The 25,278-nt window shown below is 61.9% G+C and carries 23 protein-coding genes; 14 read left to right on the top strand and 9 right to left on the bottom strand.

The window, feature by feature from the left end; all coding sequences use genetic code 11:
- Positions 1-27: 27 nt before the first annotated feature.
- Positions 28-684, bottom strand: a complete 657-nt coding sequence (locus QNJ86_RS10290) for a hypothetical protein (RefSeq protein ID WP_283832536.1) — start codon at positions 682-684, stop codon at positions 28-30.
- 377 nt (positions 685-1,061) lie between these two features.
- On the opposite strand from QNJ86_RS10290, the gene sufC reads away from it, so the two are divergent.
- From sufC to QNJ86_RS10325, 7 genes are all read left to right on the top strand, one after another.
- Entirely contained in the window at positions 1,062-1,835 is a 774-nt protein-coding gene (gene sufC, locus QNJ86_RS10295) for a Fe-S cluster assembly ATPase SufC (protein ID WP_420052734.1), read from the top strand.
- 9 nt (positions 1,836-1,844) lie between these two features.
- A complete protein-coding gene (gene sufB / locus QNJ86_RS10300) occupies positions 1,845-3,260 on the top strand; it encodes a Fe-S cluster assembly protein SufB (protein ID WP_283832537.1) in 1,416 nt (471 codons plus the stop codon).
- A 398-nt stretch (positions 3,261-3,658) separates the two neighbouring features.
- Positions 3,659-4,657, top strand: a complete 999-nt coding sequence (locus QNJ86_RS10305) for a SufB/SufD family protein (RefSeq protein WP_283832538.1) — start codon at positions 3,659-3,661, stop codon at positions 4,655-4,657.
- Positions 4,658-4,704: 47 nt separating this feature from the next.
- Complete coding sequence (locus tag QNJ86_RS10310) at positions 4,705-5,970, top strand: aminotransferase class V-fold PLP-dependent enzyme (RefSeq protein ID WP_283832539.1); 1,266 nt, start codon at positions 4,705-4,707, stop codon at positions 5,968-5,970.
- A complete protein-coding gene (gene sufU / locus QNJ86_RS10315; RefSeq protein WP_283832540.1) occupies positions 5,963-6,397 on the top strand; it encodes a Fe-S cluster assembly sulfur transfer protein SufU in 435 nt (144 codons plus the stop codon). Before QNJ86_RS10310 ends, sufU begins: the two co-directional genes overlap by 8 nt.
- Positions 6,398-6,574: 177 nt before the next feature.
- Positions 6,575-7,372 (top strand): pyrroline-5-carboxylate reductase, encoded by a 798-nt coding sequence (gene proC, locus QNJ86_RS10320; protein ID WP_283832541.1) that lies wholly within the window; start codon positions 6,575-6,577, stop codon positions 7,370-7,372.
- Between the two features lie 33 nt (positions 7,373-7,405).
- Positions 7,406-8,674, top strand: coding sequence for a hypothetical protein (locus tag QNJ86_RS10325; protein ID WP_283832542.1), 1,269 nt, complete (start codon positions 7,406-7,408; stop codon positions 8,672-8,674).
- A gap of 56 nt (positions 8,675-8,730) precedes the next feature.
- Here QNJ86_RS10325 and QNJ86_RS10330 read toward each other — a convergent pair whose 3' ends face one another.
- On the bottom strand, positions 8,731-9,297 hold the full coding sequence (locus tag QNJ86_RS10330; protein WP_283832543.1) for a DUF1062 domain-containing protein: 567 nt from the start codon (positions 9,295-9,297) through the stop codon (positions 8,731-8,733).
- Between the two features lie 539 nt (positions 9,298-9,836).
- On the opposite strand from QNJ86_RS10330, the gene QNJ86_RS10335 reads away from it, so the two are divergent.
- From QNJ86_RS10335 to QNJ86_RS10355, 5 genes are all read left to right on the top strand, one after another.
- Positions 9,837-10,046: a hypothetical protein gene (locus tag QNJ86_RS10335; protein ID WP_283832544.1), complete on the top strand. Its 210-nt coding sequence runs from the start codon at positions 9,837-9,839 to the stop codon at positions 10,044-10,046.
- Complete coding sequence (locus QNJ86_RS10340) at positions 10,040-10,690, top strand: nucleotidyl transferase AbiEii/AbiGii toxin family protein (RefSeq protein WP_283832545.1); 651 nt, start codon at positions 10,040-10,042, stop codon at positions 10,688-10,690. Before QNJ86_RS10335 ends, QNJ86_RS10340 begins: the two co-directional genes overlap by 7 nt.
- 121 nt (positions 10,691-10,811) lie before the next feature.
- Positions 10,812-11,831 carry an alpha/beta hydrolase gene (locus tag QNJ86_RS10345; RefSeq protein WP_283832546.1) on the top strand — a complete coding sequence of 340 codons (1,020 nt, stop codon included), beginning with the start codon at positions 10,812-10,814 and terminating at the stop codon, positions 11,829-11,831.
- Positions 11,804-13,297: a phthiocerol/phthiodiolone dimycocerosyl transferase family protein gene (locus tag QNJ86_RS10350; RefSeq protein ID WP_283832547.1), complete on the top strand. Its 1,494-nt coding sequence runs from the start codon at positions 11,804-11,806 to the stop codon at positions 13,295-13,297. The genes QNJ86_RS10345 and QNJ86_RS10350 overlap by 28 nt, the downstream gene beginning before the upstream one ends.
- Positions 13,294-13,950 carry a DUF6320 domain-containing protein gene (locus QNJ86_RS10355; RefSeq protein WP_283832548.1) on the top strand — a complete coding sequence of 219 codons (657 nt, stop codon included), beginning with the start codon at positions 13,294-13,296 and terminating at the stop codon, positions 13,948-13,950. Before QNJ86_RS10350 ends, QNJ86_RS10355 begins: the two co-directional genes overlap by 4 nt.
- Positions 13,951-14,027: 77 nt before the next feature.
- Here QNJ86_RS10355 and QNJ86_RS10360 read toward each other — a convergent pair whose 3' ends face one another.
- The 4 genes from QNJ86_RS10360 to QNJ86_RS10375 all read right to left on the bottom strand — a co-directional run bounded on the left by QNJ86_RS10360 (position 14,028) and on the right by QNJ86_RS10375 (position 17,590).
- Positions 14,028-14,924, bottom strand: coding sequence for a sensor histidine kinase (locus QNJ86_RS10360; RefSeq protein ID WP_283832549.1), 897 nt, complete (start codon positions 14,922-14,924; stop codon positions 14,028-14,030).
- Between the two features lie 3 nt (positions 14,925-14,927).
- The gene (locus tag QNJ86_RS10365; protein WP_283832550.1) at positions 14,928-15,794 is read right to left on the bottom strand and encodes an ABC transporter permease; all 867 of its coding nucleotides are present in this window, start codon (positions 15,792-15,794) and stop codon (positions 14,928-14,930) included.
- The gene (locus QNJ86_RS10370) at positions 15,787-16,698 is read right to left on the bottom strand and encodes an ATP-binding cassette domain-containing protein (RefSeq protein ID WP_283832551.1); all 912 of its coding nucleotides are present in this window, start codon (positions 16,696-16,698) and stop codon (positions 15,787-15,789) included. Before QNJ86_RS10370 ends, QNJ86_RS10365 begins: the two co-directional genes overlap by 8 nt.
- A gap of 187 nt (positions 16,699-16,885) precedes the next feature.
- Positions 16,886-17,590 (bottom strand): response regulator transcription factor, encoded by a 705-nt coding sequence (locus QNJ86_RS10375; protein WP_283832552.1) that lies wholly within the window; start codon positions 17,588-17,590, stop codon positions 16,886-16,888.
- A 292-nt stretch (positions 17,591-17,882) separates the two neighbouring features.
- Between QNJ86_RS10375 and ahpC the strand changes: the two genes are divergently transcribed.
- The gene (gene ahpC / locus QNJ86_RS10380) at positions 17,883-18,446 is read left to right on the top strand and encodes an alkyl hydroperoxide reductase subunit C (protein WP_283832553.1); all 564 of its coding nucleotides are present in this window, start codon (positions 17,883-17,885) and stop codon (positions 18,444-18,446) included.
- Between the two features lie 850 nt (positions 18,447-19,296).
- On the opposite strand, the gene feoB is transcribed toward ahpC, so the two are convergent.
- From feoB to QNJ86_RS10395, 3 genes are all read right to left on the bottom strand, one after another.
- Positions 19,297-21,879: a ferrous iron transport protein B gene (gene feoB / locus QNJ86_RS10385; RefSeq protein WP_283832554.1), complete on the bottom strand. Its 2,583-nt coding sequence runs from the start codon at positions 21,877-21,879 to the stop codon at positions 19,297-19,299.
- A 189-nt stretch (positions 21,880-22,068) separates the two neighbouring features.
- Positions 22,069-22,746 (bottom strand): sugar O-acetyltransferase, encoded by a 678-nt coding sequence (locus QNJ86_RS10390; protein ID WP_283832555.1) that lies wholly within the window; start codon positions 22,744-22,746, stop codon positions 22,069-22,071.
- A gap of 80 nt (positions 22,747-22,826) precedes the next feature.
- Entirely contained in the window at positions 22,827-23,999 is a 1,173-nt protein-coding gene (locus QNJ86_RS10395; RefSeq protein WP_283832556.1) for an ATP-binding protein, read from the bottom strand.
- Between the two features lie 141 nt (positions 24,000-24,140).
- Between QNJ86_RS10395 and QNJ86_RS10400 the strand changes: the two genes are divergently transcribed.
- Positions 24,141-25,220 carry an AbrB family transcriptional regulator gene (locus QNJ86_RS10400; RefSeq protein ID WP_283832557.1) on the top strand — a complete coding sequence of 360 codons (1,080 nt, stop codon included), beginning with the start codon at positions 24,141-24,143 and terminating at the stop codon, positions 25,218-25,220.
- Positions 25,221-25,278: the final 58 nt, after the last annotated feature.

The following is a 25,278-nucleotide window of genomic DNA, read 5'->3' on the forward strand; positions in this document are numbered from 1 at the left end:
GGCGCGGATGCGGGCCGGGGGGCGCGGTTAGGCTACGTTGTCCTCGGTTGCCATGTTCACGTACACGACGTTATGCACGACGAGGGGCTTGTACATGGCTTGCAGGTGTACCTTGCCGGGGCTGCAGGCGCGCAGGTTGTGGCCCAAATCCGGCCGCGCATGGATGAGGTGAGCGAAGGTATCTTCAAGAAGGATGGTCTCACTCAATTCCTGGCATTCATGCAGCGCCAGGCAGAGCGCGTCCACCGTGCGCTCGTCGCAGCGGGCGCACCAATCGAAGTCAGCAATGTCCATGAGCACCACGGCGTAAGCGATGAGGCCACGATGGCGCAGGCAGGGAACCAGCCGCTCGGCCGACGCCTGGTCAAGCGGCGTGCCATCAAGCAGTTCGTCGAGGCGAAGAAGCGCGTCGCGCCTGAGGTAGGTGGGCGCGTCGCTTGCAGCGAGCACCACCAGCGGTTCCGGGTCGGTGAGCCGCGCCACAGTCGCAATCTTCGCGGCGGAGCTTACCCCTTCGTCAAAGATGGGCGCGAGTGGGGCGAAGCTGCGAGCGTCCTTCGTGATGGCAGGCGCCGAGCACGTGAGCGCAAGCAGCGCATGCAGGGCAGGATGGTCGGCGTGGATGGAGCCCGGGTGTGGAATTTGACTCTTCGTCAGTTCGATGACCTTGCGTTTTGCGTTCATGGGAGCGCCTCCTTCAGCGGTTCGTTCCTGGTGGTTCCTTTCGATCGTTGGTCGAGGTTTCGAAAACTGCCAGGTTGCCGGGTGCCTCTTGGGTGGCAGTCCGGCTGCCGTGAGGCCATCATGGGGTTTGCAACCATTACAAGGTCAAGAAAGCAAGCAAAACCCACCCCACCGTCGGCACAATTTGACCCGCGAGCGGATTTTGCGAGAATTGGATACCTCTGGCGTATTCGTCAGCGCGAAGCGCGTCACGCTTCTTTCGGGCGATTCCCTTATTTCTAGTGGAACTGTAGCATTTATTCTTGACATCGGGCTGTGCGGCTCTATCTTAATCCCTAGAAATTTTATAGGGATTAACGAAAGGCATGGCCATTCTCATGACAACGCACAGCCCTCTCTTAAACATTGACCACCTGTCTGCCTCGGTGGACGGCACTCCCCTTTTGCACGACATCAACCTCGCCGTCGGCGCGCGCGAGACGCACGTGATCATGGGGCCAAACGGCGCGGGCAAGTCCACGCTCGGCCACCTCATTATGGGTGACAGCACCTACGACATCAGCGCTGGCCACATCACGTTCGACGGGCAGGACGTCACCGATCTTTCGCCCGACAAGCGCTCGCGCGCGGGCATCTTCCTCAGCTTTCAGGCGCCGGTGGAAATTCCCGGCGTGCCCGTATCAAGCTTCCTGCGTGCCGCGGCGGCGGGCCGCGAGGGGCTTGACCTCAAGGGCAAGCAGTTCCGCAAGCACGTGCGCGCGCTGGCCGACCAGCTGGACATGGACCCTACGTACCTCGACCGTGAACTGGGCGTGGGCTTCTCCGGAGGCGAAAAAAAGAAGCTTGAGATGCTGCAACTGTTGCTGCTGCGCCCCAAGCTGGCCATCTTGGACGAGACAGACTCGGGGCTTGATGTGGACGCGCTTGGCGTGGTGTCGCGTGGCATCGAGGCGTACCGCACGTCAACCGAAGGCGCGCTCGTGGTGATCACGCACAACACACGCATCCTTGAGCGGCTCGACGTCGACCGCGTGCACGTGATGGTGCGCGGCCGCCTCGTGGCCGAGGGCGACGCCTCGCTCATCGCCGAGATCGACGAGCACGGCTTCGAGCGCTTTGAACGCGAAGCTGAACTCGCGCTGGCCAGCTAGGAGGCCACCATGCCATCAGGAAACCGCACCTACGTCGACGACGTCGACCGCACCGTATACGACCTGTTCAACAGCGAGGAAGGCACCGAACGCCTCGATGCAGGCCTCACGCCCGACATCGTGCGCGAAATTTCGGCCAAGAAAGACGAGCCCGCCTGGATGCTCGACTTCCGCCTGAAGTCGCTCGAAACCTACCAGCGCCTCGCCGCGCCCGACTGGGGTCCCGCGCTCGACGGCCTGGATATGGACCACATCGTGACGTACGTGAAGCCGAACACCGACCAGCAGAGCGATTGGGACAGCCTGCCCGACGACGTGAAGAACACGTTCGACCGCCTCGGCATTCCCGAGGCCGAGCGCGCCTACCTGGCCGGCGTCGGCGCCCAGTACGACTCCGAGCTGGTGTACCACAACATGCAAAAAACGGCTTCTGACAGGGGCATTGTGTACTCGGGCATCGAGGAAGCGCTGCACGACCCGCAGTGGGAGCCCCTCATCCGGAGCAAGTTCATGACGCTCATCCCGCCCACCGACCACAAGTTCGCCGCACTGCACGGCGCGGTGTGGAGCGGCGGCTCGTTCGTGTACGTGCCCGCGGGCGTGCAGCTGGACTTCCCCCTGCAAAGCTACTTCCGCCTGAATGCGAAAGGCGCAGGGCAGTTCGAGCACACGCTCATCATCGTGGAGGACGACGCCAGCCTGCACTTTATTGAGGGGTGCTCGGCGCCCAAGTACAACGTGGCGAACCTGCACGCCGGCGCCGTGGAGCTGTTCGTGGGCAAGCGCGCGTCGCTTCGTTACTCAACCATCGAGAATTGGTCGAAGAACATGTACAACCTCAACACGAAGCGCGCCGTCGTGCAGGAAGGCGGGGCCGTCGAGTGGATCAGCGGATCGTTCGGCAGCCACGTGGGCTACCTGTATCCCATGTCCATTTTGGCGGGGCGTGGGGCTACCAGCAGTTTCACCGGCATCACGTTTGCCGGCGCGGGGCAGAACCTCGACACCGGCTGCAAGGTGGTGTTGGCCGCGCCCGACACCTCGGCCACTATTGAGACGAAATCCATCTCGAAGGGAGGCGGCGCGTCCACCTTCCGCTCGTCGGTGGTGGCGACGGAGAACGCGCGCGGGTCGGCCGTCAGCGTGTCGTGTCAGTCGCTCATGCTGGACGACATGAGCCGAAGCGACACCATCCCTGTCATGGACATTCGCTGCAAGCACGTGGACATCGGCCATGAGGCCACCATCGGCCGCATCGGCGACGACAAGGTGTTTTACCTGATGAGTCGCGGCGTCTCGGAGGAAGAGGCCCGCACCATGATAGTGAACGGCTTCGCCGACCCCGTGAGCAAAGAACTGCCGCTGGAATACGCCGTGGAAATGAACAACCTCATCAAACTGGAAATGGAAGGGGCCATCGGCTAATGGAACAGGTAACGATCCCCAACGCGAATGCGATGCCCGCCCCCACCTGGCACAAATTGCGCGTAAATGACGTAGATATTGAGCTACCAGCGAACCTACAAGCAATCCAAAAAGTAGAGGTCAACGCAAGCGAACCCACAAAGGCCTCGCCCACGGCTGCGCACCAGGTTAACAACCAAGCTACTCCCCCTGCAGCCCTAGAAGGGGAAGTAACTGAAGGAGAAAGTACAGAAAGCGCTTGGGATAAAGCCCTGTGTCGTGCAAGTTCTTCCTCTCCTTGTGCCGCTGGTGAACTTGGGGAGCAACCTGCCATGCGCGCGGCTGACGTGGGGATTTCTCCGGTTAGACAAGGGACTCTCCCTGCAGCCCAAAAAAGGGAGGAAGCGAAGGGTGCGGAGATGGATGAGGTGGCGCTTTCGGGGTATCAGGTGGGTTCTTTTGAGTCTCGCTATCTTTCGGCTGAAGATACCTTCACAACAGGGATGGGGGCTGATGCTTCTGAGTATTTGGAATTTGTGGCGGGGGAGCCGCTTGTGTTTGCGACACAGCCGGGTGAGCAGACCTGTGCAACGGTACGCCTTGAGGGTGTGGATGGCGCGGTCAACGCGGCAACCATTGATGTCATTGCGGCGCCGGATTCGCAGTTCTCGCTTGCTATTGCGCTTGACTCTCCTGCGCCTGGGGCGGGCGTTGTCGGCACGCGGCTGCGCGTGTTCGCCAATACAAACGCGCAGGTAGACGTCACCACCACACAAACTCTCGACGACACCTGGGTGGCCCTCGACGACACCGGAGCGCTGCTGGCCGAAAACGCGCGCCTGAACGTTCGCCATACCGTGCTGGGCGCGGGCCGCGCCTACACCGGACTCGCGGCCGACCTGCGCGGCAACGACGCACGCCTTGACGTAACCACTCGCTACGCCGGGCAGGCCGACCAGCTGCGCGACTTCAACTACGCCGTCACCCAGCGCGGCCGCCGCACGCACGCCAATCTGGAGGCGAACGGCGTGCTGGCGGGCGCGTCGCAGAAAACGCTGCGTGGCACCATCGACCTCGTGCACGGTTGCAAAGGTTCGGAAGGTTCCGAGCGCGAAACCGTGCTGCTGGCCGACGAGCGCGTGGAGAACCGCACCGTGCCCGTCATCCTGTGCAGCGAGGATGACGTCGCTGGCAACCACGGCGCCACCATTGGCCACGTGCGCCCCGAACAGCTCTTCTACCTGACCAGCCGTGGCATCGCGCCCGACGCAGCCGAGCGCCTGTTCATGGTGGCCGCCTTCGAGCAAGCCGCCTTCGAAGCCCCCGACCCGCGCACCCGCGAAGCCGTCATCCGCCTGGCTGCCACCCGCACCATCAACCTCGATCTCGACCTCGGCCAGCAGGAGATGATCGCATGAGTTCTCAACTTCTAGGGCCGGAAGGCAAACATCGGGAGCAGCGCTGCATGCGAACGGCTTCTCAGGGCGTCACTGAGTGCAACACTTCTTCCGCCAACATCGCCGTCAATCCCTATAAGGCAGACTTTCCCCTGTTGGCGGCAAACCCTGAGCTGGCTTTTCTCGACAGTGCGGCCACAGCCCAGCGGCCGCATGCGGTGCTTGATACCCAGCGCGCGTTCTACGAAACCATGAATGCGAATGCCTTGCGTGGGCTCTATCGGCTGTCGGTTGAGGCCACGGAGGCTATCGAAGCCGCCCGCGCCCGCATCGCCCGTTTCATCGGCGCCCCAGCTGGCCGCGACATCGTATTTACGCGCAACGCCTCGGAGGCGCTCAACTTGGTAGCGCGCTCCTTCGCGCCCACGGTACTCGAGCCGGGCGACGAGGTGTGCCTCACCATCATGGAGCACCACAGCAACCTCATCCCCTGGCAGCAGGCCTGCCGCGCCACCGGCGCACACCTTATATATATGTATCCGAACGAAGACGGCGTTATCACGCCCGAGGAAATGGATGCGAAAATTGGCCCGCGCACAAAGATTGTCGCCGTCGCCCACGTGTCCAACGTTCTCGGCATCGAAAACCCCGTGTGTGCGCTGGCCGACCGCGTGCACACCCGCGGCGGCTACCTTGTGGTGGACGGCGCACAGTCGGTTCCGCATATGCCTGTTGACGTGCAAAAACTCGGTGCGGACTTCTTCACGTTCTCGGCCCATAAGGCGCTCGGTCCCTTCGGTATTGGCGTGCTCTGGGGTCGCACGGAGCTGCTCGACGCGATGCCACCCTTCCTCACGGGCGGCGAGATGATCTCGTCGGTTACCGAAACCGACGCCGTGTGGGCGCCCGTCCCCGAGAAATTCGAAGCCGGCACGCAGGATGCCGCTGGCATTGTAGCCACGGCCGCCGCGCTCGACTACCTGGAAGACATTGGCTGGGAGGCTCTGCAATCCCGCGAGCACGCCCTCGTCCACACTGCGATGGAGCGCCTCACCGCGCTCCCGTACGTGCACCTCATTGGCCACCCTGACCCCGCACAACACCACGGCGCCATCAGCTTCAACGTGGACGGCATCCATCCTCACGACGTGGCAAGCATTCTTGACGAACAGAACGTCGCCATCCGCGCCGGCCATCACTGCGCCCAGCCCCTGCTGGCGTGGTTGGACGTTGAGTCGTGCTGCCGCGCCTCGCTCACGTTCTACAACGACGAAGCCGACATAAACGCTCTGGTGGAAGGCTTGGAAACTGTCTGGAGGACCTTTAATGGCTAGCATCTACACCGCCGCGCTCATGGAGCACAACGCGCACCCCGACTACAAATACGTCATGGACGACCCCACGTGCACGCATGACGGCGTGAACCCCAGCTGCGGCGACGAACTCACGCTGGCGCTCCGCCTTACCGGCGACGTCATCGAGGAAGCTGCGTTCACCGGCCACGGCTGTGCCGTGAGCCAAGCCACCGCCGACATGATGGCCGACCTCGTCACCGGCGAAACCGTCACCGAGGCGCGTCGCCTCACCGCGCTCTACCTGGACATGATCAAGGGCCGTCCCCTCACCGCCGAGGAACGCGCTGATCTCGACGAAGCCGCCGAACTCGAAAGCATCGCCCGCATGCCCGCCCGCGTCAAATGCGCCGAACTCGCCTGGCGCACCCTCGAGCGCCTACTGGATGAGCAGTTGAAGCAGGCATAACGTCGCGCGCTATCCGCGTCGCCCGCACCCCGACACCCGCCCCACCTTCGCCCGCACCCACCCCCAAGCATGCAGTTTTGCTGGCGAGTGACACCGCAAGTCCGCATGACGTCCCGCCACCGCCCGCCTGTGCCGTACAATGACAGAAAAACGGTCACGCGAGGGAAAGAGGACAACATGACAGCATCAAGCGACGTCACGCTGGGCTTCATCGGATTCGGTAACATGGCGCAGGCGATGGCGTGCGGGCTCGTGGAGGCGGGTGCCTTGCCCGGCGAGCGCATCTGGGCCACGGCCGCTCACTTCGACAAGCTGCAGAAAAGCGCTGGTGCCCTGGGTGCGCACGCCTGCGAAACGGCAGCGGAAGTTATCGAAGCAAGCGACTTCGTTGTAGTAGCCGTGAAGCCTCACCTCGTGGCTCAGGTGCTGGAACCCGTGCGCGACGCGCTGGCCATTAAAGCCGTGATCTCGGTGGCCGCCGGCTGCGGGTTCGATTTCTATGAAGACATCCTCGCGCCCGGCACGCACCACGTAAGCACCATCCCCAACACGCCTATCGCCGTGGGCGCGGGCGTGGTGGCGTGCGAGGTGCACCATTCGCTCTCCGACGCCGAACTCGCGGCGTTCGAGAACCTGTTTGGCCAGGTGGCGCTCATCGAATGGGTGGACGGCAAGCTGCTTTCCACCGCAAGTTCCCTCGCCGGCTGCGGTCCCGCTTTCGCCGCCATGTTCTTGGAAGCGCTCGGCGATGCGGGCGTGAAACACGGCCTGCCGCGCGCCACCGCGTATCGTCTGGCCGCCCAGATGATGAAGGGCACGGCTGCGCTTCACCTGGAAACCGGCGAGCACCCCGGCGCCATGAAGGACGCTGTGTGTTCCCCGGGCGGCACCACCATCAAGGGTGTGGCCGCGCTTGAAAAGGACGGCTTCCGCGGCTGTATCATTGACGCCATCGATGCCATCGCCGGCGAATAGCAGCCGCCCCACACCAGGCACGAAAGGCCGCACGTGACCACCGCAACCTACGTTTTGATGCATGGCAACGTGGAAACGGTCAGGTTTTCCTACGACCTTGAGGCCCACGCCGTGGAGAAGGTGCTGGCCGTGCCGAACGCCGCGCACGCGCCCCTCACCGTATTTGCGCGCGGGGGGCGCGTGTCGGAGTTTGCGCTGAACCGCTGGTGGCACGAGCGGGGGCTTTTGGCGTCACACCACCAGCTGCGCGCGCTGGAGGGGCATCCCGAAACGCGCAGCACGCTCACGCTGGCCGAGCGCACGTGGTGTTTAAGCCTGTCGGATCACTACTGGGTAAACGACGAAGAACGCCCGCTGAACTGGGATGATATCAACTTCTTCGACAATGACTTCTCGCACGACTTAAACCTCGTGCCCGTGCTGCACGCCGCACCTCGCGGCTCCACCCTGTTGGCGCGTACGACCACGCTCATGCCCCACGACGAGCCCGCAAGCGTCGAACAGCGCAAGAAGTGGGTCATCTCCGGCGGGAAGCGCATGTTTATCAAGGCGGGCGGCTCGCCGTTTAACCAGGCGGCGTACAACGAGGTCATAGCCACGCGGCTCTACCGCCGCCTGCTGCGCGAAGACGACTACGTGCCCTATTCCCTGTACCGTGATGACCTGGGCACCTACTGCGCTTCACCCATGATGCTGGGCGAGGGCGAAGAACTCATCCCACTCTACGACCTCATACGCTGCCGTCGCCGACCCGATGACTTGGGGCGAGCTGCCTATCTGCTGGCACGTCTGCGCTCGGTGGGTGCCTTGGGCACGCTCAGCACGCCGCGACGGGAGTTGAACCTTGTGGTGTCGCTTCTGCGCGAGCGGGGCATCCACCAGCCCGAAGAATTCCTCTCCAAGATGTTCACCTGCGATTTTATCCTGGCGAACGACGACAGGCACTTCTGCAACTTCGGCGCCATCCGCGATGCCGCCACGCTGCGCTTCAAGCGCCTCGCGCCCATTTACGACACCGGCATGTGCCTGTGGTGCCGCGCCGAGAAGCTGGAAACGTTTTCGGACTTCCACTACGCCACCAAGCCCTTCCGTCCCAAAGGCATGCGACCGACCGACCAGTTGGCCCTGTTCAACCACTACGATTGGTTCGCCGAAAGCGCCCTGGATGGCTTCGCCGACGAAGCCAAAGCCATCCTCAACCGCAACCCCCTCATGCCCCCCGGTCGCAACGCCCTCGTGCACCTCGGCATCGTGCGCAACATAGAATGCCTGGTCAACCGCGTCCGCCGCCTGCGCGGCTGAAACCAGAAGGGGCAGACAAGCTGCCGTAGCACCTCCCCCGCCCCCACTTCATTGTCCTAGCAGCCGTCGTCGGCGTGCAGAATCACCGTGCACTGCGACCCCAGCTTCGCCGTACGCACGTCCCCGCCGTCAGCGAGGCTCACGCGCCCTGCGTCCACCAGCTGCTCAAGTTCGCGGCGCGACACCTCCAACTTCCGCCGCAGCACGTGGGCCACGGTCAGGCCGAGTGCATCTTCGCAGGTGATGTCCACCCGGCACGCGTCCCGCCCAGCATAGCGTTCGCCTTCAACGACGAATTCCACCGGGCCGCGTCGGGCGCCGTTGCGCCGCAAGAGCGAGGCGTCGAGCGCACACGCAAGCGCCAGATCGGGGTCGTTCGCCAAAAACCGCTCGAGCCGCCCCTTGCTTACGGCTTTCGCGCTTCCGCGGCTGATCACCGCGCTGTTCCACACGCTTCCGCACGTGGCGCAGCGATACACCAGCCACACGTCAACCAGTTTCTTCTGCGCGTTTACGCGGAACAGGCCCGTCGACGCAAACTTCGCGTCAGCACCGCAGGCCCCACAAGGCCGCACGGCGAAAGGCGCGCCAGCCGCAGCCACGCGCCACGATAGTGTTTTCATGGTAAAGAGTGCCTTCCTTCGCAATTCGGTCATGTTCGAAAAGGAAGGTACGCACAGGTGGCACCACGCCATTGTTCAGCTTTTTCATAAGAACCTCTTCTGTTGTTTCCATCGGTTTAAGGCCATGCTAACGCCACCGCGCGCTGCGCGGTATCAATGAAGGCGAGCTGTTGTCGAAGATTTACCGGTTGGGAGGAACAGTCATACAAGAGGCCTTTCAGAATACGGAAGGGTCTCAAAAACCCACGCCCGCCATCATACCGAACCCCCACCAAACGTTCAACCGGTAACATCTTTTGCCACCATGAGTCAACAAGCAAGGCAGCGACCGGCCTTCGTTCACGCTGCGCTCATAAGTTCTTGGTATACTGCAAGACATGCAAGCAGCTCACAACATATCGCAAGTAAAAGGTGTTCGTACGCGTCTGAGTGATGGGAAGCCCTACAGCATTCCTCGCAGCCTTGATGACCTTCGTGGTCCCTCCTCTGGAACGATCACGCTTCCAAAATCCTTGCTCTGGGCTCCGGGTGGTGGGGACGTGCCGTTATCCACGCGCGGGAATGTGAAACTGGCTTACCAAGCCATCATTTCAGAAGGCACCGTCGAGCAGCAGTGTCGCTACCTCAACAAGGCGCTGCTCACCTCCGTGTGGCCACACCTGAGCGTACCAGCCCAAGCCGCCCGTCAGTGGCAAGAACGCTTCCCCGAACTGCGCGGAAACCTCAGAGCAAAGCTCGCCGCATGCTAAAAGACATGCAACGCACCCTCGCGCACGAAGCACTTTCCGTTCTTTCACCCTACGGGTTCGTACTCGCTGGCTCGGGAGCCATTCGCGAACACGGACTTATCGAGCGACCAACGGAAGACATCGACCTTTTCTGCGCCGTCACGGCAGAAGATAATCAGTTTGAAACCGCGGTTACTATTCTCACAAAACACCTGGAAGAGTGCGGATATCACATTCGGGAACACCAAAGGTCACCTCATTATTACTCGGCAGAAGTCGAACGCGAAGGGGTAACGCTCCAGTTTGATATGGGAATTGATTACCGCGAATATCCTCCTGCACGCTTGGAAGTTGGACCGGTTCTTGACGTACGTGATGCCGTAGCGAACAAACTGGGAGCGATGTGCAGTCGCGGAGAACCGCGCGACTACCTTGATGCCGACAAAATTCATACCTCCGGCTTATTCAGTGACGAGACACTACTAAACCTCACGTTAGATCATGATTTGGGTCTTACTAAAAGCCTTTTTATCGAATGCTTGAGAGCGGTTGTAACCATCGAGCCCGAAGAAGTAGAGCGTTATGGATACCGTACTGGTGATTTAGCTGAAGTCAAAGTAAGACTCATGAATTGGGCTAACGATTTGGAACAAAGTGGCTGGTAAGCGCCTTTCCCACGCCCCACTTCGCGCGCATACGCTTGTGTTACGATAAATCTTCGTTGGCGCGTTTTGCGTCGCGCGGTTGGGGGGATTCTCGCCAGCTGGACCTAGGAAGGGTGGCTTTATGCCTCTTAATAAGGCGGTGTTGGCGGCGTTTAAGGCGGCTACGCGGTTGCGGCCGGATATCAAAGACTTTTACGAGGCTCAGCGCTTCGCGGAAGATATCATGGCGCGCATGGCCATACCCAACCCGCGGTGTCGCATCGACGAAGCACATGCGGTCATGCCCGATGGTTACGAGGTGCCCCTGCGGGTGTTCACGCCGCTTGACTTCGACTTTTCGCTGGCCAATGGGCTGAAGGTGTGCGAGGACTCGCGCGGGACCGTCCTCTTTTTCCACGGCGGCGGCTGGGTGAACGGCAACGTGGATTTCTACCTGGACGCGTGCACCACTATGGCCATCAAGTTGGAGCGGCGCGTGGTGTCGGTGGACTACCGGCGCGCGCCCGAGCATCGTTTCCCGCAGGCGCCGGAAGATTGCTACGAAACCGCACGTCAGCTGTTCGCGGGCAATCTGCTCCCCGACGTCGACCCCCACAACATCGTGCTCTTCGGCGACAGCGCCGGCGGCAACTTGGCCACCGTCGTGTCGCTCATGGCGCGCGACCGCGGCACCTTCTCTCCGCGCACGCAAATGCTGCTCTACCCCGTGACGTACAACGACCACGCCTTCACCACCTCGTGGTTCGATTCCGTGCGCGACAACGGCGAGGACTACCTGCTGTCCTGGCGCGACATCGAGGGCTACATGGACCTCTACCAGGCCTCCCCCGCCGACCGCTCGAACCCCTACTTTGCGCCGCTTTTGGCGCCCGACCTCTCGGGCATGCCGCGCACCCTCATGCTCACGGCCGAATACTGCCCCCTGCGCGACGAGGGCGAAGTGTTCGCGCAACGCCTCGCAGATGACGGCAACGACGTGGCGTGCTATCGTATCCTTGACGCGGTGCACGGCTACCTGCTGTACCCGCCGGTGTTCAGCATCGTGCGCGACACCTACCGCATAATGAAGCACTTCCTCGACGACGAGGAGTTGAAGCAGGAAGGCGAACCGGCGTGGCTCGGGCTACTTGGTACCGACTAGACAATGTGGGAAAGTTCTACTCGTCGCAGGCAGGAAGCTCTGCTCAGACGGTGTTTCGCTATTCGGCAACGCTCACCGACGAGGTGGATGAAGCCGCCCTCCAGCGCGCGCTTGAGCGCACGGTGGACGAATTCCCCAACTTTAACGTGTGTTTGCGCAGCGGCATGTTCTGGCACTATCTGGAACAGGCCGCCAGCACCCCGCAGGTGCAGCAGGAGAACCTGCCCATCTGCTTTGGCCTGCATGTTCACGCGAAAAGCGTGCTCATGCGCGTGAGTTACTACCGCGCGCGCATCAATTTGGAAGTGTCGCACATGGTGTCGGACGGGCGCGGCACGCTGAGTTTCTTCAAGGCGCTTCTGTACGCGTACGTGGAGGAACGCTACGGTGTGGAAGGCGTGCCGCATGAATACGATGGCTCCGATGCGCAGAAGTCCGAGAACAGTTTCGACAAGTATTTCGAACCCGGCCTGGCCGCCGCCACGCCCACGCCGAAGGTGTATCGCATCAGCGGCTGGCGCGATCTGGCCGACCCCACCTACATGGAGTTTCACCTGAGCGCGCGTGAGGTGCTTGACGTGGCGCGCGGGAACGGCGTGAGTTTGACGGCGCTCATGATTGCGGCCGTGATGTGCGCCATCCGCGACGAGATGCCGCGGCGCGACCGCGGGCGCACCATTCGTATTGACGTGCCGGTTGACCTGCGGCAATTCTTCAAGTCCACCACGGTGAAGAACTTCTTCGGGCTGGCGTTTGTCACCTACACGCCGGGGGAGGTTGATGAGCCCGTGGAAGCCGTGGCCGCGCAGGTGCAAACGCAGCTGAAGGAAGCCACGCTGGTGGAAAGCCTGAAGCCGCGCATGAACCGCATGATTGCGCTGGAGAAGAACCCGCTTTTGCGTCTGGCGCCGCTGTTCGTGAAGGATCTCATTTTGGATTTCGCAAGCCGCCTGACCGCGCGCGAGACCACGACGACGGTGTCAAACCTCGGGCGCATCACGGTGGATGAGCGCGTGGCGCCCTACCTGCGCGACGTGAACGTGCTCACGTCCTCCACCGGCCTAAACTTTCTGCTGTCGTCGTTCGGCGACGATTTGAGCGTGGGCATTTCTACGGTGTTTGCAAACCGCGACATCGTGAAGAACTTCTGCCGCTACTTCTCGGGGCTGGGCATTGAGGGGGTCCTCAACATCAACAAGACCAGTGAGGAAGTGGCCGAGGACAGGCGCGAGGCCCAGTTGGAGGCGTCGATGAAGCGACTGGGCGGGAAGAGCGCGGAAGCGGAGGCAGCGGGAGCTGGAACTGGGGATACGGAGGACGAAGCCGCTGGCGCGCAGGGTGTTGAGGGAGGGAGGGGCGGCCAAGGTGAGTTCGCGCATGTTGACGCGCCGAAGGGCGAAGCCGACGTTGCATGCATTTCCCCTTCTGCATCCGCACCCGTGTCGCAGGACGGAGGCCAACGATGAAGCGCTGTGACAAGTGCAGCATTAGCCTGAACGGTGACCTCGACCGCTGTCCGCTCTGCCAAGCGGAGCTTTCTGGCGAGGCATCGCCCGCGGTATTCCCTGTGAACGAGGTTCGTAAGTCAGGCACGGTGGCGCTGGCCGTACTGGGATTTGTGACGGGCGCGGCGTTGCTTGTCACGCTGTTTATAGGCTATCTGGTTCCTCTGCCGTGGGATATCGTGGTGTCGGTGTGCGTGGCGCTGGTGGTGAACTACCTGTTCGTGCGCAACATCATTACGCACTCGCCCGACTTTTTGCGCGTGGTGGCGCGCTACTTTTTGGTGCTGCTGGGCATTGCGGCGGTGTGGTATCTCGTCACGCGCAACAGCGCCGTGACCACGTACGTTATCCCCGGTATCTGCCTGGTGGCACTTGTGTATGACACGGTGTTGCTTGCGGTATTTCGCGGCACGTTTGTGTCCGGCTACGCGAAGTATTTGCTGTTCGACGTACTGCTAGGCCTGGCGCCGCTCGCGCTGGTAGCGCTCGGCCTGGTGACGTGGGAGGTCCCCGCCCTCGTGAGCGCCCTAGCCGCCAGCGTTTTCCTTTTGGGCCTGCTGGTATTCACCCGCAAACAACTAATAGCCGAAGTACGTAAACTGTTCAACGCTTAGCTGCTTCCGCCGTTGTCCACCACCGCACGCAAACGCGAAAGTATGTGACGCGCGAAGGTCACGGCGCTGCACGAGGTTCACTTCGGGAACGTGAGGGTGATGGTGAGGACGTCGGCCTCGAGGCGCGCAGTCAATTCCAAGTCGAGGGCTTTTGCTAGTTCGGCTACGATGGCCAACCCCAGGCCGCTGCCTTCGCCTGAACGGGCGGCGTCGCCTTGGTAGAAGCGTTCGAACAGGCGGTCGGCATCAATGGACTCAGGGTTGGCGACGCAGTTCGCGAACGACACCTCGCGGCCGTGCTGCACGATGCGCGGGGGCTCACTGCCATAGCGCAGGGCGTTCACGGCCAGGTTGCGGAACACGCGCCCGAGGGCATCAGCGTTCGACGCAGCCACCAGCGGCTCGTCCTCAAGCTGTATAACCGGTTGCCACGAACGCTGCTTGAACTGGGCATACAGCGATGCCAGCGCCTCGGCCAGCACTTCGTTCACTTCCACGGGTTCCCGTTCCACACGGTAGTCCGGATCCTGTACCTGCGCGTAGGCGTACAGCTGGTCGAGCAGACCTTCCACGTCGTCGAGGCGACGGGCCACCACTTCCAGATAGCGCGCCCGCACGGCCTCGTCGTGTTCCTCAGCCGCCAGCTGCGCGTAGCCTTGCGCGCCCGCAAGCGGCGTACGGATGTCGTGCGAGAGGTACGTAAGCCCGCGGCGCACCTCGCGCTTGCCTTCCTCAGCAGCAATCCGTTCGCCCTGATGGCGGTCGATCATCCGGTTGACGGCCTGCCCCAGCCGCACGAACCCGCGCGTGTGCACCCCAATGGTGACGCGCGTGTTGCTGGCCGTGTCGCGCTCCGTGAGGAACCGCGCGATGGAGCGCAGCTCGCGCTCCGAGCGCACCAGCTGCACCGCCAGCACCAGCACGGCAAGCGCCAGTACCAATACAGCGAGGGGAAGGCAGGCCGTCAAGTTCATGGGTTACACGTCCTTCTTCTGCAGCGCGAGGCCACCAAGTGCGGCGCTGCCCACGATAAACGCCGCAGCCACCAGCAAGATGTGCACCGGGCCGAGGCCGCCCGCCACATCAAAGCCTTTCGAAAGCGAAGCCAAGCACGTGGTCAGCGTGAAGTCCGTGAGGAACGACACGCTTGGCACCAGCAGCGCCACCCCTTGCAAAAGCATGGTGCCAATGCCAGCGGCCAGAATGATACCCACCACCAGGCTCGCCGACATTTTGCGCGTGAGCCATACCACCAGCGCCGTCAGCATGCCGAAGCCAGCGATGGCCAGCGTCACCAGCGCGCCCCACAGCAGCACGTCAGGCAGCGTGGTCGGCAGAAGATTGAACCCTGCCGCCGCGGCCGTTGCCACCGTCACACCAGTGGTTACCAGGGTAAACACCGCAGCCAGCGCGATGATTTCCACCGTACGCACCGCCAGAAACGCCAGGCGATTCGGCTGTGCGGTGAACACGTTTTTGCTGAAGCCGCTTTCAAATTCGGCCGCCAGAAAGATGGCGATGAAGATAACGAACAGACAGCTCAGTCCGCCGCCGTTAAGAAACAGGGAGCCCACCAGTGCTTGCGGCGTCATGCTTCCCTCCATCATTGCCGTAACCTCGGCTGCGTCGGCGTAGTCGCTCGCGTCGGGACCGGAGCCGTTGGTGAAGCCAATGTGCACGACGCCGCCGCCGGACGATTGCAGGGTTTGCATGAATTCAGGGCTGGCGATATAGGCCATCGCTCCAGCGGATGCTACCGCCATGGCCACAATGATGGCGAGCATGATCCACAGGCTCTTGCCGTGCACGAGCCGGTACACATCCATCCTCAAGATATTAACCACGATACTCAGCCCCCATCATTTCCACGAAGAATTCCTCCAGGTCACGCTTGTGTGCGTACAGCCCGCTCACCGCAATGCCCTGCTCGTTGAGGGCCGCGCCCACGGTGCCCGCATCCACATCGCCAAACGCGCGGATGGCGCCATTTGGCATGGACTGGAAGCGTAGGCCGGGGAAGCGCTCTTGCAGCACGGCGAACGCGAGCGTGGGGTTCGCGGCCTCCACCTGCAGAAAGTCGCTGCATTCCTGGTCGACCTCGGCGGCGGTAATCTCGCGCACCATACGGCCCTCGCGGATGACGCCGTAGCGCGTGGCCATCTTGCCCAGCTGTTCCAGCACGTGCGAGCTGATGACCACCGTGATGCCGCGCTGATCGTTCAGCTGCATGATGAGCTGGCGAATCTCACGCGCGCCCTCCGGGTCGAGGCCGTTCAGCGGCTCGTCCAGCAGCAGCAAATCCGGGTCGCCCAGCAGCGCCAGCGCCAGGCCCAGGCGCTGCTTCATACCCATGGAGAAGTGCTTAGTTTTCTTCTTCCCCACCGCGCCGAGGCCGGTGAATTCAAGCAGGTCGCGCACCTTCGCCTTGGGATCTACCAGGCCAAGCGCGAGCGCTTTCAGCATGAGGTTGTCCTGCGCGCTCATGGAACCGTAGAGCCCCGGCGCCTCGATGAGCACGCCGATGCGCCGCGCCGTTCCCGCTTCGCGCGGCGCGGTGCCGAACACGCGCACCTCGCCGCCGGTTGGCTCGGCCAGCCCGGACAGCATCCTCATAACCGTGGTTTTACCTGCGCCGTTGCGTCCTACAAACCCGTAGATGTCGCCTTGGCTGACGTGCATGTCGAAGTGATCGACGGCCGTTTTGCCGCCGAACGTCTTCATGAGTCCGTAGGTTTCTACTACGTTCACGTCGCGCTCCTTTCGTAGTGCGTGTTGTTTGCCTGCCAACCACAATACGAAAGAGGTATTCAGCAAACCGCCTTGAAATAGTTAAGAAAGGGTAAAGAAGTGAGGGCATGGCCATCATAGCTGTCGCCGCACGGGGTCCTTCGACTGCGCTCACTGCGTTCGCTCCGCTCAGGATGACAATACACGTTCATTCCGCCAGTTTGAAGCCGATGCCCCATACGGTTTCTAGGTAGGTGTCGGTGCCGGAGGGTTTTAGTTTGCTGCGGATGTTGCTCACGTGCACCGTGACGGCCTTTTCCTCCACGAAGCATTCCTCGTGCCAGGCGGCTTCGAATAGTTCGCGCTTCGTGAACACCTTTTTGGGGCGGCGCACGAGCGCTTCGATGATGCCAAACTCCAGGCGCGTGAGTCGTACGGGCTCGCCGGCGGCCGTGAGGGTGCGCGCTTCCGCGTCGAGCGTCCAGTCTTTGAAGCGTAGCACGCCGGTGGAGCGTTGCGCGCCGCGAGAGGCGTGGCGCAACTGTACGGCTACGCGGGCGTGCAGTTCGTCCAGGTCAAAGGGCTTGGTGAGGTAGTCGTCGGCACCCAGTTGCAGCAGCGCCACCTTGTCGGCGGCGTCCGTGCGCGCCGACACCACAATAATGGGCGCGTCGCCCGCCGCGCGAATTTCGGCAACGAGTTCTTCGCCGGACGCGCCCGGCAGCATGAGGTCGGTGATGACGAGGTCGAAGGGCTCTTCGGCACCCGCCGCGGCCACTTTCAGCAGAAGGCGCGCCTCGCTGCCCGAAAACGCTTGCGCACACGCATACCCCGCTTTGCCAAGCGAGGCGGCCACCAACTGGTTGATGTCAACGTCATCTTCAATGATGAGTATGCGTGCCGGAGTATCCATGCCCCCATTGTACCCGATAGGCATGCATAAAGGGCGAAGCTCTCTGTGTAAGTGTGACGCGCTGCGCGCAGGCGAATACGGATGGTGGTTGCCTCGTGGCGTACGAGGCCGCGGAGCGCGTCACCTTTTTGAGGGGCGATTCGTTCCCCTGCGTTTAACCTTCTGCACCTTTGTTTGGAGATTGTCCGCAGAGCGTATGAATCGCTACTCATGCAGTAGCATTTATGAGAAAGTTCGCTTTGGGAAACATTAGCGGGCGGCGCGGCTGCCCACGTTAGACAGGAGCGAACCCATGTCGATGATCAACAAAGAGATCGAGGACTTCTCGGTTCAGGCGTTCCACGGCGACGACTTCATCACCGTCACGAAGGACGACGTGCTGGGCCACTGGAGCGTGTTCTTCTTCTACCCGGCTGACTTCACCTTTGTGTGCCCGACGGAACTTGAGGACCTCGCGGCGCTGTATGACCAGTTCAAGGCCGCGGATTGCGAAATCTACTCCGTGTCATGCGACACGCATTTCGTGCACAAGGCGTGGCACGACGCGTCCGAAAACATCAAGAACCTGCCCTACCCGATGCTGGCCGACCCCACGCACAAGCTGGCCGACATCTTCGACGTGTATATCGAGGAAGACGGCGTGGCCGAGCGCGGCAGCTTCATCGTGAACCCCGAGGGCCGCATCGTGTGCTACGAGGTGAACGCGGGCAACATCGGCCGCAACGCCGCCGAGCTGCTACGCCGCGTGCAGGCGAGCCAGTTCGTGGCCGAACACGGCGACTCCGTGTGCCCCGCCGGCTGGATGCCCGGCGCCGAGGTTCTGCACCCCGGCATTGACTTGGTAGGCAAGCTATAGGGAATAAGGGGAAGCGTGCTCTACCCTTGCCGATCGGCGGGAATAAACCTGCAGGTCAACGTTACCGGCGGCAAGGGCAGAGCCCTTGCCCTACGGTCTACTGACAGGTTGATATGAAACCACTCTTGTGAACACAAAACGCCGTTCTCGGAGCAGTTTGGGGCAGATTGCTACCGAAAATGGGTGAAATTGAGTTCCATGGGAAACAACTGACGACGTTTGTAAAAGGTCTGCGAAAGAGGCATATTGCCGAGCAGGGGCATTGTAAGAAGCGAGCGAAAAGAGCGCCACAAGCCGGTAGCAATCTGGCAGAAACGGTGCTGCAAAAGAACTTGGAGATGCACTAACCCACGCGCGACGCGCCAAAGTGTGATGCGCTTACGCGCTACTGATTACGCCAGAAGGGCACCCCCATCCCTCGCATTATGACGCGGGCTGTCTGGCCGGAAGATATGTCTCAGCCTGCAATGATTGAGCTGGTTGACCGTAGGGGCGTTTCACGAAGCGCCCTCTCCGCCAAAGGCAGAGAACTCAACCTTGACCTGAGTTTTCGCGCTTCGCGCGAACGGGGCTGTAACAAAAGTCCCCTTTGCGGGTTTTTCCGTAGGGCAAGGGCTCTGCCCTTGCCGCTCAGCATCAGCAAACCTGCAGGTCAAACGTAGTTGTCGGCAAGGGCAGAGCCCTTGCCCTACGGCCAACCTGACAGGTAGGGGGCTTTTGTTACAGCCTACTACGGAGGTTATGCCTCTTGTAAGACCTTGCTTTCAAGTCAGTCAGCCCGCGTCATAAAGTGAGGGACTTGGATACTCTCTGGCGTAGTAGCTAGCGCGAAGCGCGTCACACTTTTTCTTTAGGACAGGCGGGATGATTCGGGTTCGGGGGATTCGCTTACCTGCATTGCGGGGGCGCTTGGGCACGCCGCACAGGCACTGCTGCCGGCGCTCGCGCAGCCGGCGCAGGAGCCGCCGCAGCTTGCTACTGCCCCGCCGCGACGATGTACGCGCCAGACGGCCAGCGCTATCGCCACCACTACCACAACCGCCACGGCCATGGTCCAGCCGCCGGCTTCCACAGCCAGGCCCGCGCCGCGCACGGCAAGAGCGGCCACCCATGCCACCGCCAACTGGCCAAACGCCATCCCGAGCGCCCAGCGTCCACCCAGTTCACGCTTCACCGACGCGATGGCGGCAATGCAGGGCGTGTACAGCAGGCAGAATACCAAAAGCCCCAGCGCCGCCAGCGGAGCGAGCGCGGCCGTGAGCGCTTCCGTGCTTCCGAACAGCACCGACAGCGTGGACACGACACTTTCCTTCGCCATCACGCCCGTCACAAGCGCCGTGGAGATGCGCCAATCGCCGAACCCGAGCGGTGCGAATACCGGCGCAAGCCAGCCCGCCACCACAGCAAGCATGCTGTCGGCCGAATCGGCCACCACGTTCAGCCCGAAGTCGAATGTCTGCAAGAACCAAATGACAATGGTCGCCAGGAAAATGATAGTGAACGCGCGCTCCAGAAAGTCCTTCGCCTTCTCCCACAGAAGCTGGCCGACGTTGCGAGGGCTGGGCATGCGGTAGTTCGGCAATTCCATTACAAACGGCACTGCCTCGCCCGTGAACAGGCCTTTCCGCATAAGAAGCGCCACCAACACGCCCACCAGCATGCCACCGAAATACAGGCCTACCATGACGGCGGCCCCGTGCGCGGGGAAGAACGCCGCCGTGAAAAACGCGTAGATGGGCAGTTTCGCCGAGCAACTCATGAAGGGCGTGAGCAGGATGGTCATTTTGCGGTCGCGCTCCGAGGGCAGCGTGCGCGACGCCATGACGGCCGGCACCGTACAGCCGAAGCCCACCAGCATGGGCACGATGGAGCGGCCCGACAGGCCTATTTTGCGTAGCAGTTTGTCCATGACAAACGCCACGCGCGCCATGTAACCCGAGTCTTCCAACAGGGACAGGAAAAAGAACAGCGTGACGATGGTGGGCAGAAAGCCAATAACGCTGCCAACGCCATTGAAGATGCCGTCGATAATGAGCGATTGTAGCACCTCGTTCACATGGGCCGAGGCCAGCGCGCCCGACACCACATCCGTGAGCGCACCGATGCCGGTATCCAGCAACTCGGATAGCCACGCGCCCACCACGTTGAACGTGAGCCAAAACACCAGCGCCATGATGGCCACGAATGCGGGGATGGCCGTAAACGTACCGGTCAGTAGCTTGTCCACGCGAATGGAGCGTGCGTGCTCGCGGCTTTCGCGCGGCTTCACCACGCACGCGTCGCACACGTTCTCGATGAAGGCGAACCGCATGTCGGCGATGGCGGCGGCGCGGTCGAGGCCGCGTTCCACCTCCATCTGACGCACGATGTGTTCAAGCATGTGGCGCTCGTTGTCGTCGAGTTGGAGCTTTTCCAGCACGAGCGGGTCGCCTTCGGCCAGCTTGCTGGCCGCGAAACGCACGGGGATGCCGGCGCGCTCGGCGTGGTCGCTCACTAGCGCCATGATGCCGTGCAGGCAGCGGTGCACCGCGCCGCCGTGTGCGTCGGCTGCGCAAAAGTCCTGACGGATGGGCGGTTCCTGGAAGCGAGCCACATGCAGCGCGTGATCCACCAGCTCAGCCGTGCCTTCGTTCTTCGATGCCGTGATGGGCACCACGGGGATGCCCAGCAGCTTCTCCATCTCGTTCACGCGGATGGTGCCGCCGTTGCCCTCCACCTCGTCCATCATGTTGAGGGCGAGCACCATGGGAACGCCCAGTTCCAACAGCTGCATGGTGAGGTACAGGTTGCGCTCGACGTTGGTGGCGTCCACGATGTTGATGATGCCGCGGGGGTGCTCGTCTAGCAGGAATTGGCGCGTGACCACTTCCTCGTTGGAGTACGGCGAGAGCGAATAGATGCCCGGCAGGTCGGTGACCTGCGCTTCCGCGTGACCGCGGATGGTGCCATCCTTGCGATCAACCGTGACGCCGGGGAAGTTGCCCACGTGCTGGCTTGCGCCGGTCAGCTGGTTGAAGAGCGTGGTTTTGCCGCAGTTTTGGTTGCCCACGAGCGCAAGCGTGATGAGTTCGCCTTCGGGCAGCGGGCTTTCGTCGTCCTTGTCGTGGAACTTGCCGCCCTCGCCAAGGCCGGGGTGCGGCAGGGGTTTCTGCTCGTGGAAGAGGCGTCGCTCGCGGGGCGCGCCCGTGCGGGACGTGTCGGCGGGGCGCTCATCAGCCACTTCAATCTTGCGGGCGTCGTCCACGCGCAGCGTGAGTTCGTAGCCATGGATGCTCACCTCCACGGGGTCGCCCATGGGCGCGTGCTTCACCATGGTCACGTCAACCTGCGGAATAATGCCCATGTCGAGGAAGTGTTGCCGCAGCGACCCTTCGCCGCCGACCGCCACCACTGTGGCTGTGCTGCCGATGGGCAGGTTGTTCAAAGCGCCCACTGATCGTCTCCTTGCGCGCGCATTGCCCCCGTTCGCGCGGGAGCGTTAGCCTTCGTTTACTTTTCGGAGACCATAGTAACGCTTATCGCGCCGCATGGCACGAAAAAGTTTTCCTTGGTGAAGATTTGTGAAGCGCAGGGGCGCGGGTGCGGGCGCAGCGGCGGCTTGCGAGCGCGCGGGTGCCCCGCGTTACGCGAGGCCCGCCTCGGCGAGTGCGTCCGCGATGCTGTCGGCGTCGGTAATTTCGCGGAAGACCCGACAGGGGTTGCCGAACGCGAGCGTGCGCGGCGGCACGTCGCGCGTGACGACGCTGCCCGAGCCCACCACAGCCCCGTCCCCAATGGTCACGCCGGGGTTCACCGTGACGTTCGCCCCAATCCACACGTCGTTGCCCACGGTGATAGGCAGGTTACGCTCCCACAAATGCGGCGTGCCATCTGCGTCGATGCGCTTCGCGCGCTCGCGGCCCACCAGCGGATGCAGCGGCGTGGCGAACGTGCAGCCCGGCCCCACCCACACGTCGTCGCCAAACACGATGGGCGCGCCGTCGAGAAACGTGCAGTTGAAGTTGAAGAAACTATTGCGCCCGACGAAGATGCCGAAGCCATAGTCCACCTGTGCGCCAAGAGACACCTCCGTACCCTCACCCAATGCGCCAAACAACCCATGCAAAAGTTCCGTACGCTCTTCAGACGACAGCGCCGGATCGGTGTTGAACCGCAGCATCACCTCGCGCGCATGAATGCGATCCCGCTCAAGCCCCCCATCCGCCGCATCAAACCACTCCCCCGACTCCATCTGTTCCCGAGGTGAAAGCTCACCCTTCGCACCGTGCTCCAATTCGTCTCTGACGAGGTCTTTCTTCATCTTGACTTTCCTTCCACTTCCCTTTGCCGCGATTCCACGCGCGCCACTCTTCTCGATAGCTTCTCCTGCACTTCTGCACTTCACAGCAGAAACAGGTCGACTTTCCCCAGCAAAAAGTCTTCGAGCGAAACCTCGGGAGAACCAACGACAATGCGATACGCCTTCGGGTACAGCTCCAGGAATTTCTCCATGCCTTCCAGGTTCCCCACGGCACCGCTCTTCACCTCGATGGCGGTAATCAGTTCGCCTTTGCGCAGCACAAAATCCACCTCAGCGGCACCTTCGCGCCACCAGAACACCTCGAACCCCTCTTCGCGGCCGCGATTGATCAGGTACGCTCCCACAGCCGTTTCCACCAGATGGCCCCAGCGCGACCGATCCATCTCTATGAACTTCCGCGGCAATTCCAGCATGGCGCTTTGCAGCGAACTGTCGTGCGCCATGAGGCGCGGCGAACTTTTCCTGCTTGACGTTTTGCGCATGTCGAATTTCTGCAAACCCGACAGCATGCCCGCCAACGAAAGCAGGTTGAGGTATTCGGCCAGCGTGACGGTGTTGCCCGCATCCTGCAGTTGACCCAGCATTTTCGTGTAGGAAAGTTCCTGCGCCGAGTACTGAACACCCAGTGTGAACAGGGCGCGCATGAGCGCAGGCTTCTTGATGGGAGCGAGGGCAAGAACATCCTGCGAGATAGTTGGTTCGATGATTGATTCGCGCATAAATCGCCGCCAGCGATCCTCATCCGCAACGAAGGAAGCTGAGCGCGGGTAGCCACCGAAATAGATAAACTCGTTGAGCGAATAACCGAACGCCTCCCGGCACTCGGCGTACGTCCATTGTAGGCAATACAGCATTTCGAAGCGGCCCATGAGCGACTCATCAAGCCCCTTGCTAAGAAGAAGCGAGGACGAGCCGCTGAGGAACACTTTGAGGTTGACGTCGCCGCGGCGATCCTCATCCCAAAGCTCCTTGACGACAGCTGACCAGCCTTCGATCTTTTGCACTTCGTCGACAATGAGAAGGGCCTCGCCGCGTGCGGAAACTAAGTTCCGAGCCTGTTGCCACTCAGTGCGGAGCCACGCCTGGTCGGCGAAATCGGCGCTCACCGAATGAACCGGCACGGAAAGGTCGGCACTCGCTTGCTTAAGCGCCGTACTTTTCCCCGTTTGACGTGGCCCAACAAGTACCTGCATCAGCCCAAGCGGTTCCTCCATGCGACCACGTAGCACCTTAACAACGGCTCGCTCATACATGGGTGTTCCTTTCCTACTGAGTAATTTTACTCATTGTACTGAGTAAAATTACTCAGTACAAGTGCAAGAGGGTAACGCTTGCTCATGTCTCTGTCGATGAGTATACTCATGCGAGAATAGTAACGAAGGGCGACGTGCGGCATGGGGGATGCGGTTGTGGGGGCGTTGGTGGTTACGCTTGTGGTGGGCGCGGCGGGCGGGTTGCTGCTGAAGAGGCTGAAGGTGCCGGCCGGGCTGATGATCGGGGCTTTTGTGGCGGTGGCGGTGCTCAACGTATCCACGGGGTTTGCGTGGTTGCCATCGGGAACGCGCACCGGCGTGCAGATTGTGGCCGGGGCGTTCGTCGGCTGCTCGCTTGAACGCAGTGATGTGGCGCGGCTGCGAAGCTTCGTGAAACCCATCGTGGTCATGCTGGTGTCGTTTCTTATTCTAAACCTCGTGCTGGGGTTTGTTCTGTGGGCCACTTCGCCCCTTGACCTGGTGACTTCTCTCATGTGCGCCGTGCCCGGCGGCATCAACGACACGCCCATCGTGGCGGCCGACATGGGCGCCGACGCGCCCGCGGTCACGGTTATGCAGCTGATTCGCCAGGTGCTGGGCATTGGCGTGTTTCCCGTGATGATTGCCGCGTTCGACCGCCTGCGCACAGCACACGGGCACCCCGACCCGGGCAACCGCGCGCTCGCTTCCGACGCACAGCGCGTGAAGTCGAAGCAGAAGTCGATTGCTTCCACTTTTGCCGCGCTTGTGGTGGCCACGCTCGCCGGCCTGCTGGGCAAGGCGACCGGTGTTCCCGGCCTCACGTTCACCGCTTCCATTTTGGCGGTACTCGTGCTGAAGCTGGGCTTCGATTTCGCCTACATTCCCAAGCAGGTGAAAAAGGCGTGTCAGCTGGTCGCGGGCTGTTATTTGGGCACGCTGCTGACGGCGGAAGGGCTCGCGGGCATGGTTGATCTTGCCGTGCCGGCGCTCATTTTGGTGGCCGGCTACACGCTGAACTGCTTCGCCACGGGCCGCCTGGAGAGCCGCCTTTTCGGCTACGGTCGCAAAGAGGGCATGCTTATCGCGTCGCCCGCCGGCGCGTCAGACATGGCCCTCATCATGGACGACCTCGGCGTACAAAACACCGACGTCGTGATCATGCAAGTAGTACGCGCCGCCTTCGTCATGGCCTTCTTCCCCCAGATAGTGAACCTGATATGCCACTTTGTTGGTGCGTGAGGCCCGGGGGCTTTGCGGGGCTTCCCCACGCTTCGTAAAGTGTCGCTGGCGTTCTTGA

The organism is Gordonibacter faecis, assembly GCF_030077735.1.
GTDB lineage: Bacteria > Actinomycetota > Coriobacteriia > Coriobacteriales > Eggerthellaceae > Gordonibacter > Gordonibacter faecis.

Coding starts and splice junctions, on each gene's coding strand:
- QNJ86_RS10290 (WP_283832536.1), bottom strand. CDS start 684: ATGAACGCAAAACGCAAGGTCATCGAACTGACGAAGAGTCAAATTCCA.
- sufC (WP_420052734.1), top strand. CDS start 1,062: ATGACAACGCACAGCCCTCTCTTAAACATTGACCACCTGTCTGCCTCG.
- sufB (WP_283832537.1), top strand. CDS start 1,845: ATGCCATCAGGAAACCGCACCTACGTCGACGACGTCGACCGCACCGTA.
- QNJ86_RS10305 (WP_283832538.1), top strand. CDS start 3,659: ATGGATGAGGTGGCGCTTTCGGGGTATCAGGTGGGTTCTTTTGAGTCT.
- QNJ86_RS10310 (WP_283832539.1), top strand. CDS start 4,705: ATGCGAACGGCTTCTCAGGGCGTCACTGAGTGCAACACTTCTTCCGCC.
- sufU (WP_283832540.1), top strand. CDS start 5,963: ATGGCTAGCATCTACACCGCCGCGCTCATGGAGCACAACGCGCACCCC.
- proC (WP_283832541.1), top strand. CDS start 6,575: ATGACAGCATCAAGCGACGTCACGCTGGGCTTCATCGGATTCGGTAAC.
- QNJ86_RS10330 (WP_283832543.1), bottom strand. CDS start 9,297: ATGAAAACACTATCGTGGCGCGTGGCTGCGGCTGGCGCGCCTTTCGCC.
- QNJ86_RS10340 (WP_283832545.1), top strand. CDS start 10,040: ATGCTAAAAGACATGCAACGCACCCTCGCGCACGAAGCACTTTCCGTT.
- QNJ86_RS10345 (WP_283832546.1), top strand. CDS start 10,812: ATGCCTCTTAATAAGGCGGTGTTGGCGGCGTTTAAGGCGGCTACGCGG.
- QNJ86_RS10355 (WP_283832548.1), top strand. CDS start 13,294: ATGAAGCGCTGTGACAAGTGCAGCATTAGCCTGAACGGTGACCTCGAC.
- QNJ86_RS10360 (WP_283832549.1), bottom strand. CDS start 14,924: ATGAACTTGACGGCCTGCCTTCCCCTCGCTGTATTGGTACTGGCGCTT.
- QNJ86_RS10375 (WP_283832552.1), bottom strand. CDS start 17,590: ATGGATACTCCGGCACGCATACTCATCATTGAAGATGACGTTGACATC.
- ahpC (WP_283832553.1), top strand. CDS start 17,883: ATGTCGATGATCAACAAAGAGATCGAGGACTTCTCGGTTCAGGCGTTC.
- QNJ86_RS10390 (WP_283832555.1), bottom strand. CDS start 22,746: ATGAAGAAAGACCTCGTCAGAGACGAATTGGAGCACGGTGCGAAGGGT.
- QNJ86_RS10395 (WP_283832556.1), bottom strand. CDS start 23,999: ATGTATGAGCGAGCCGTTGTTAAGGTGCTACGTGGTCGCATGGAGGAA.
- QNJ86_RS10400 (WP_283832557.1), top strand. CDS start 24,141: ATGGGGGATGCGGTTGTGGGGGCGTTGGTGGTTACGCTTGTGGTGGGC.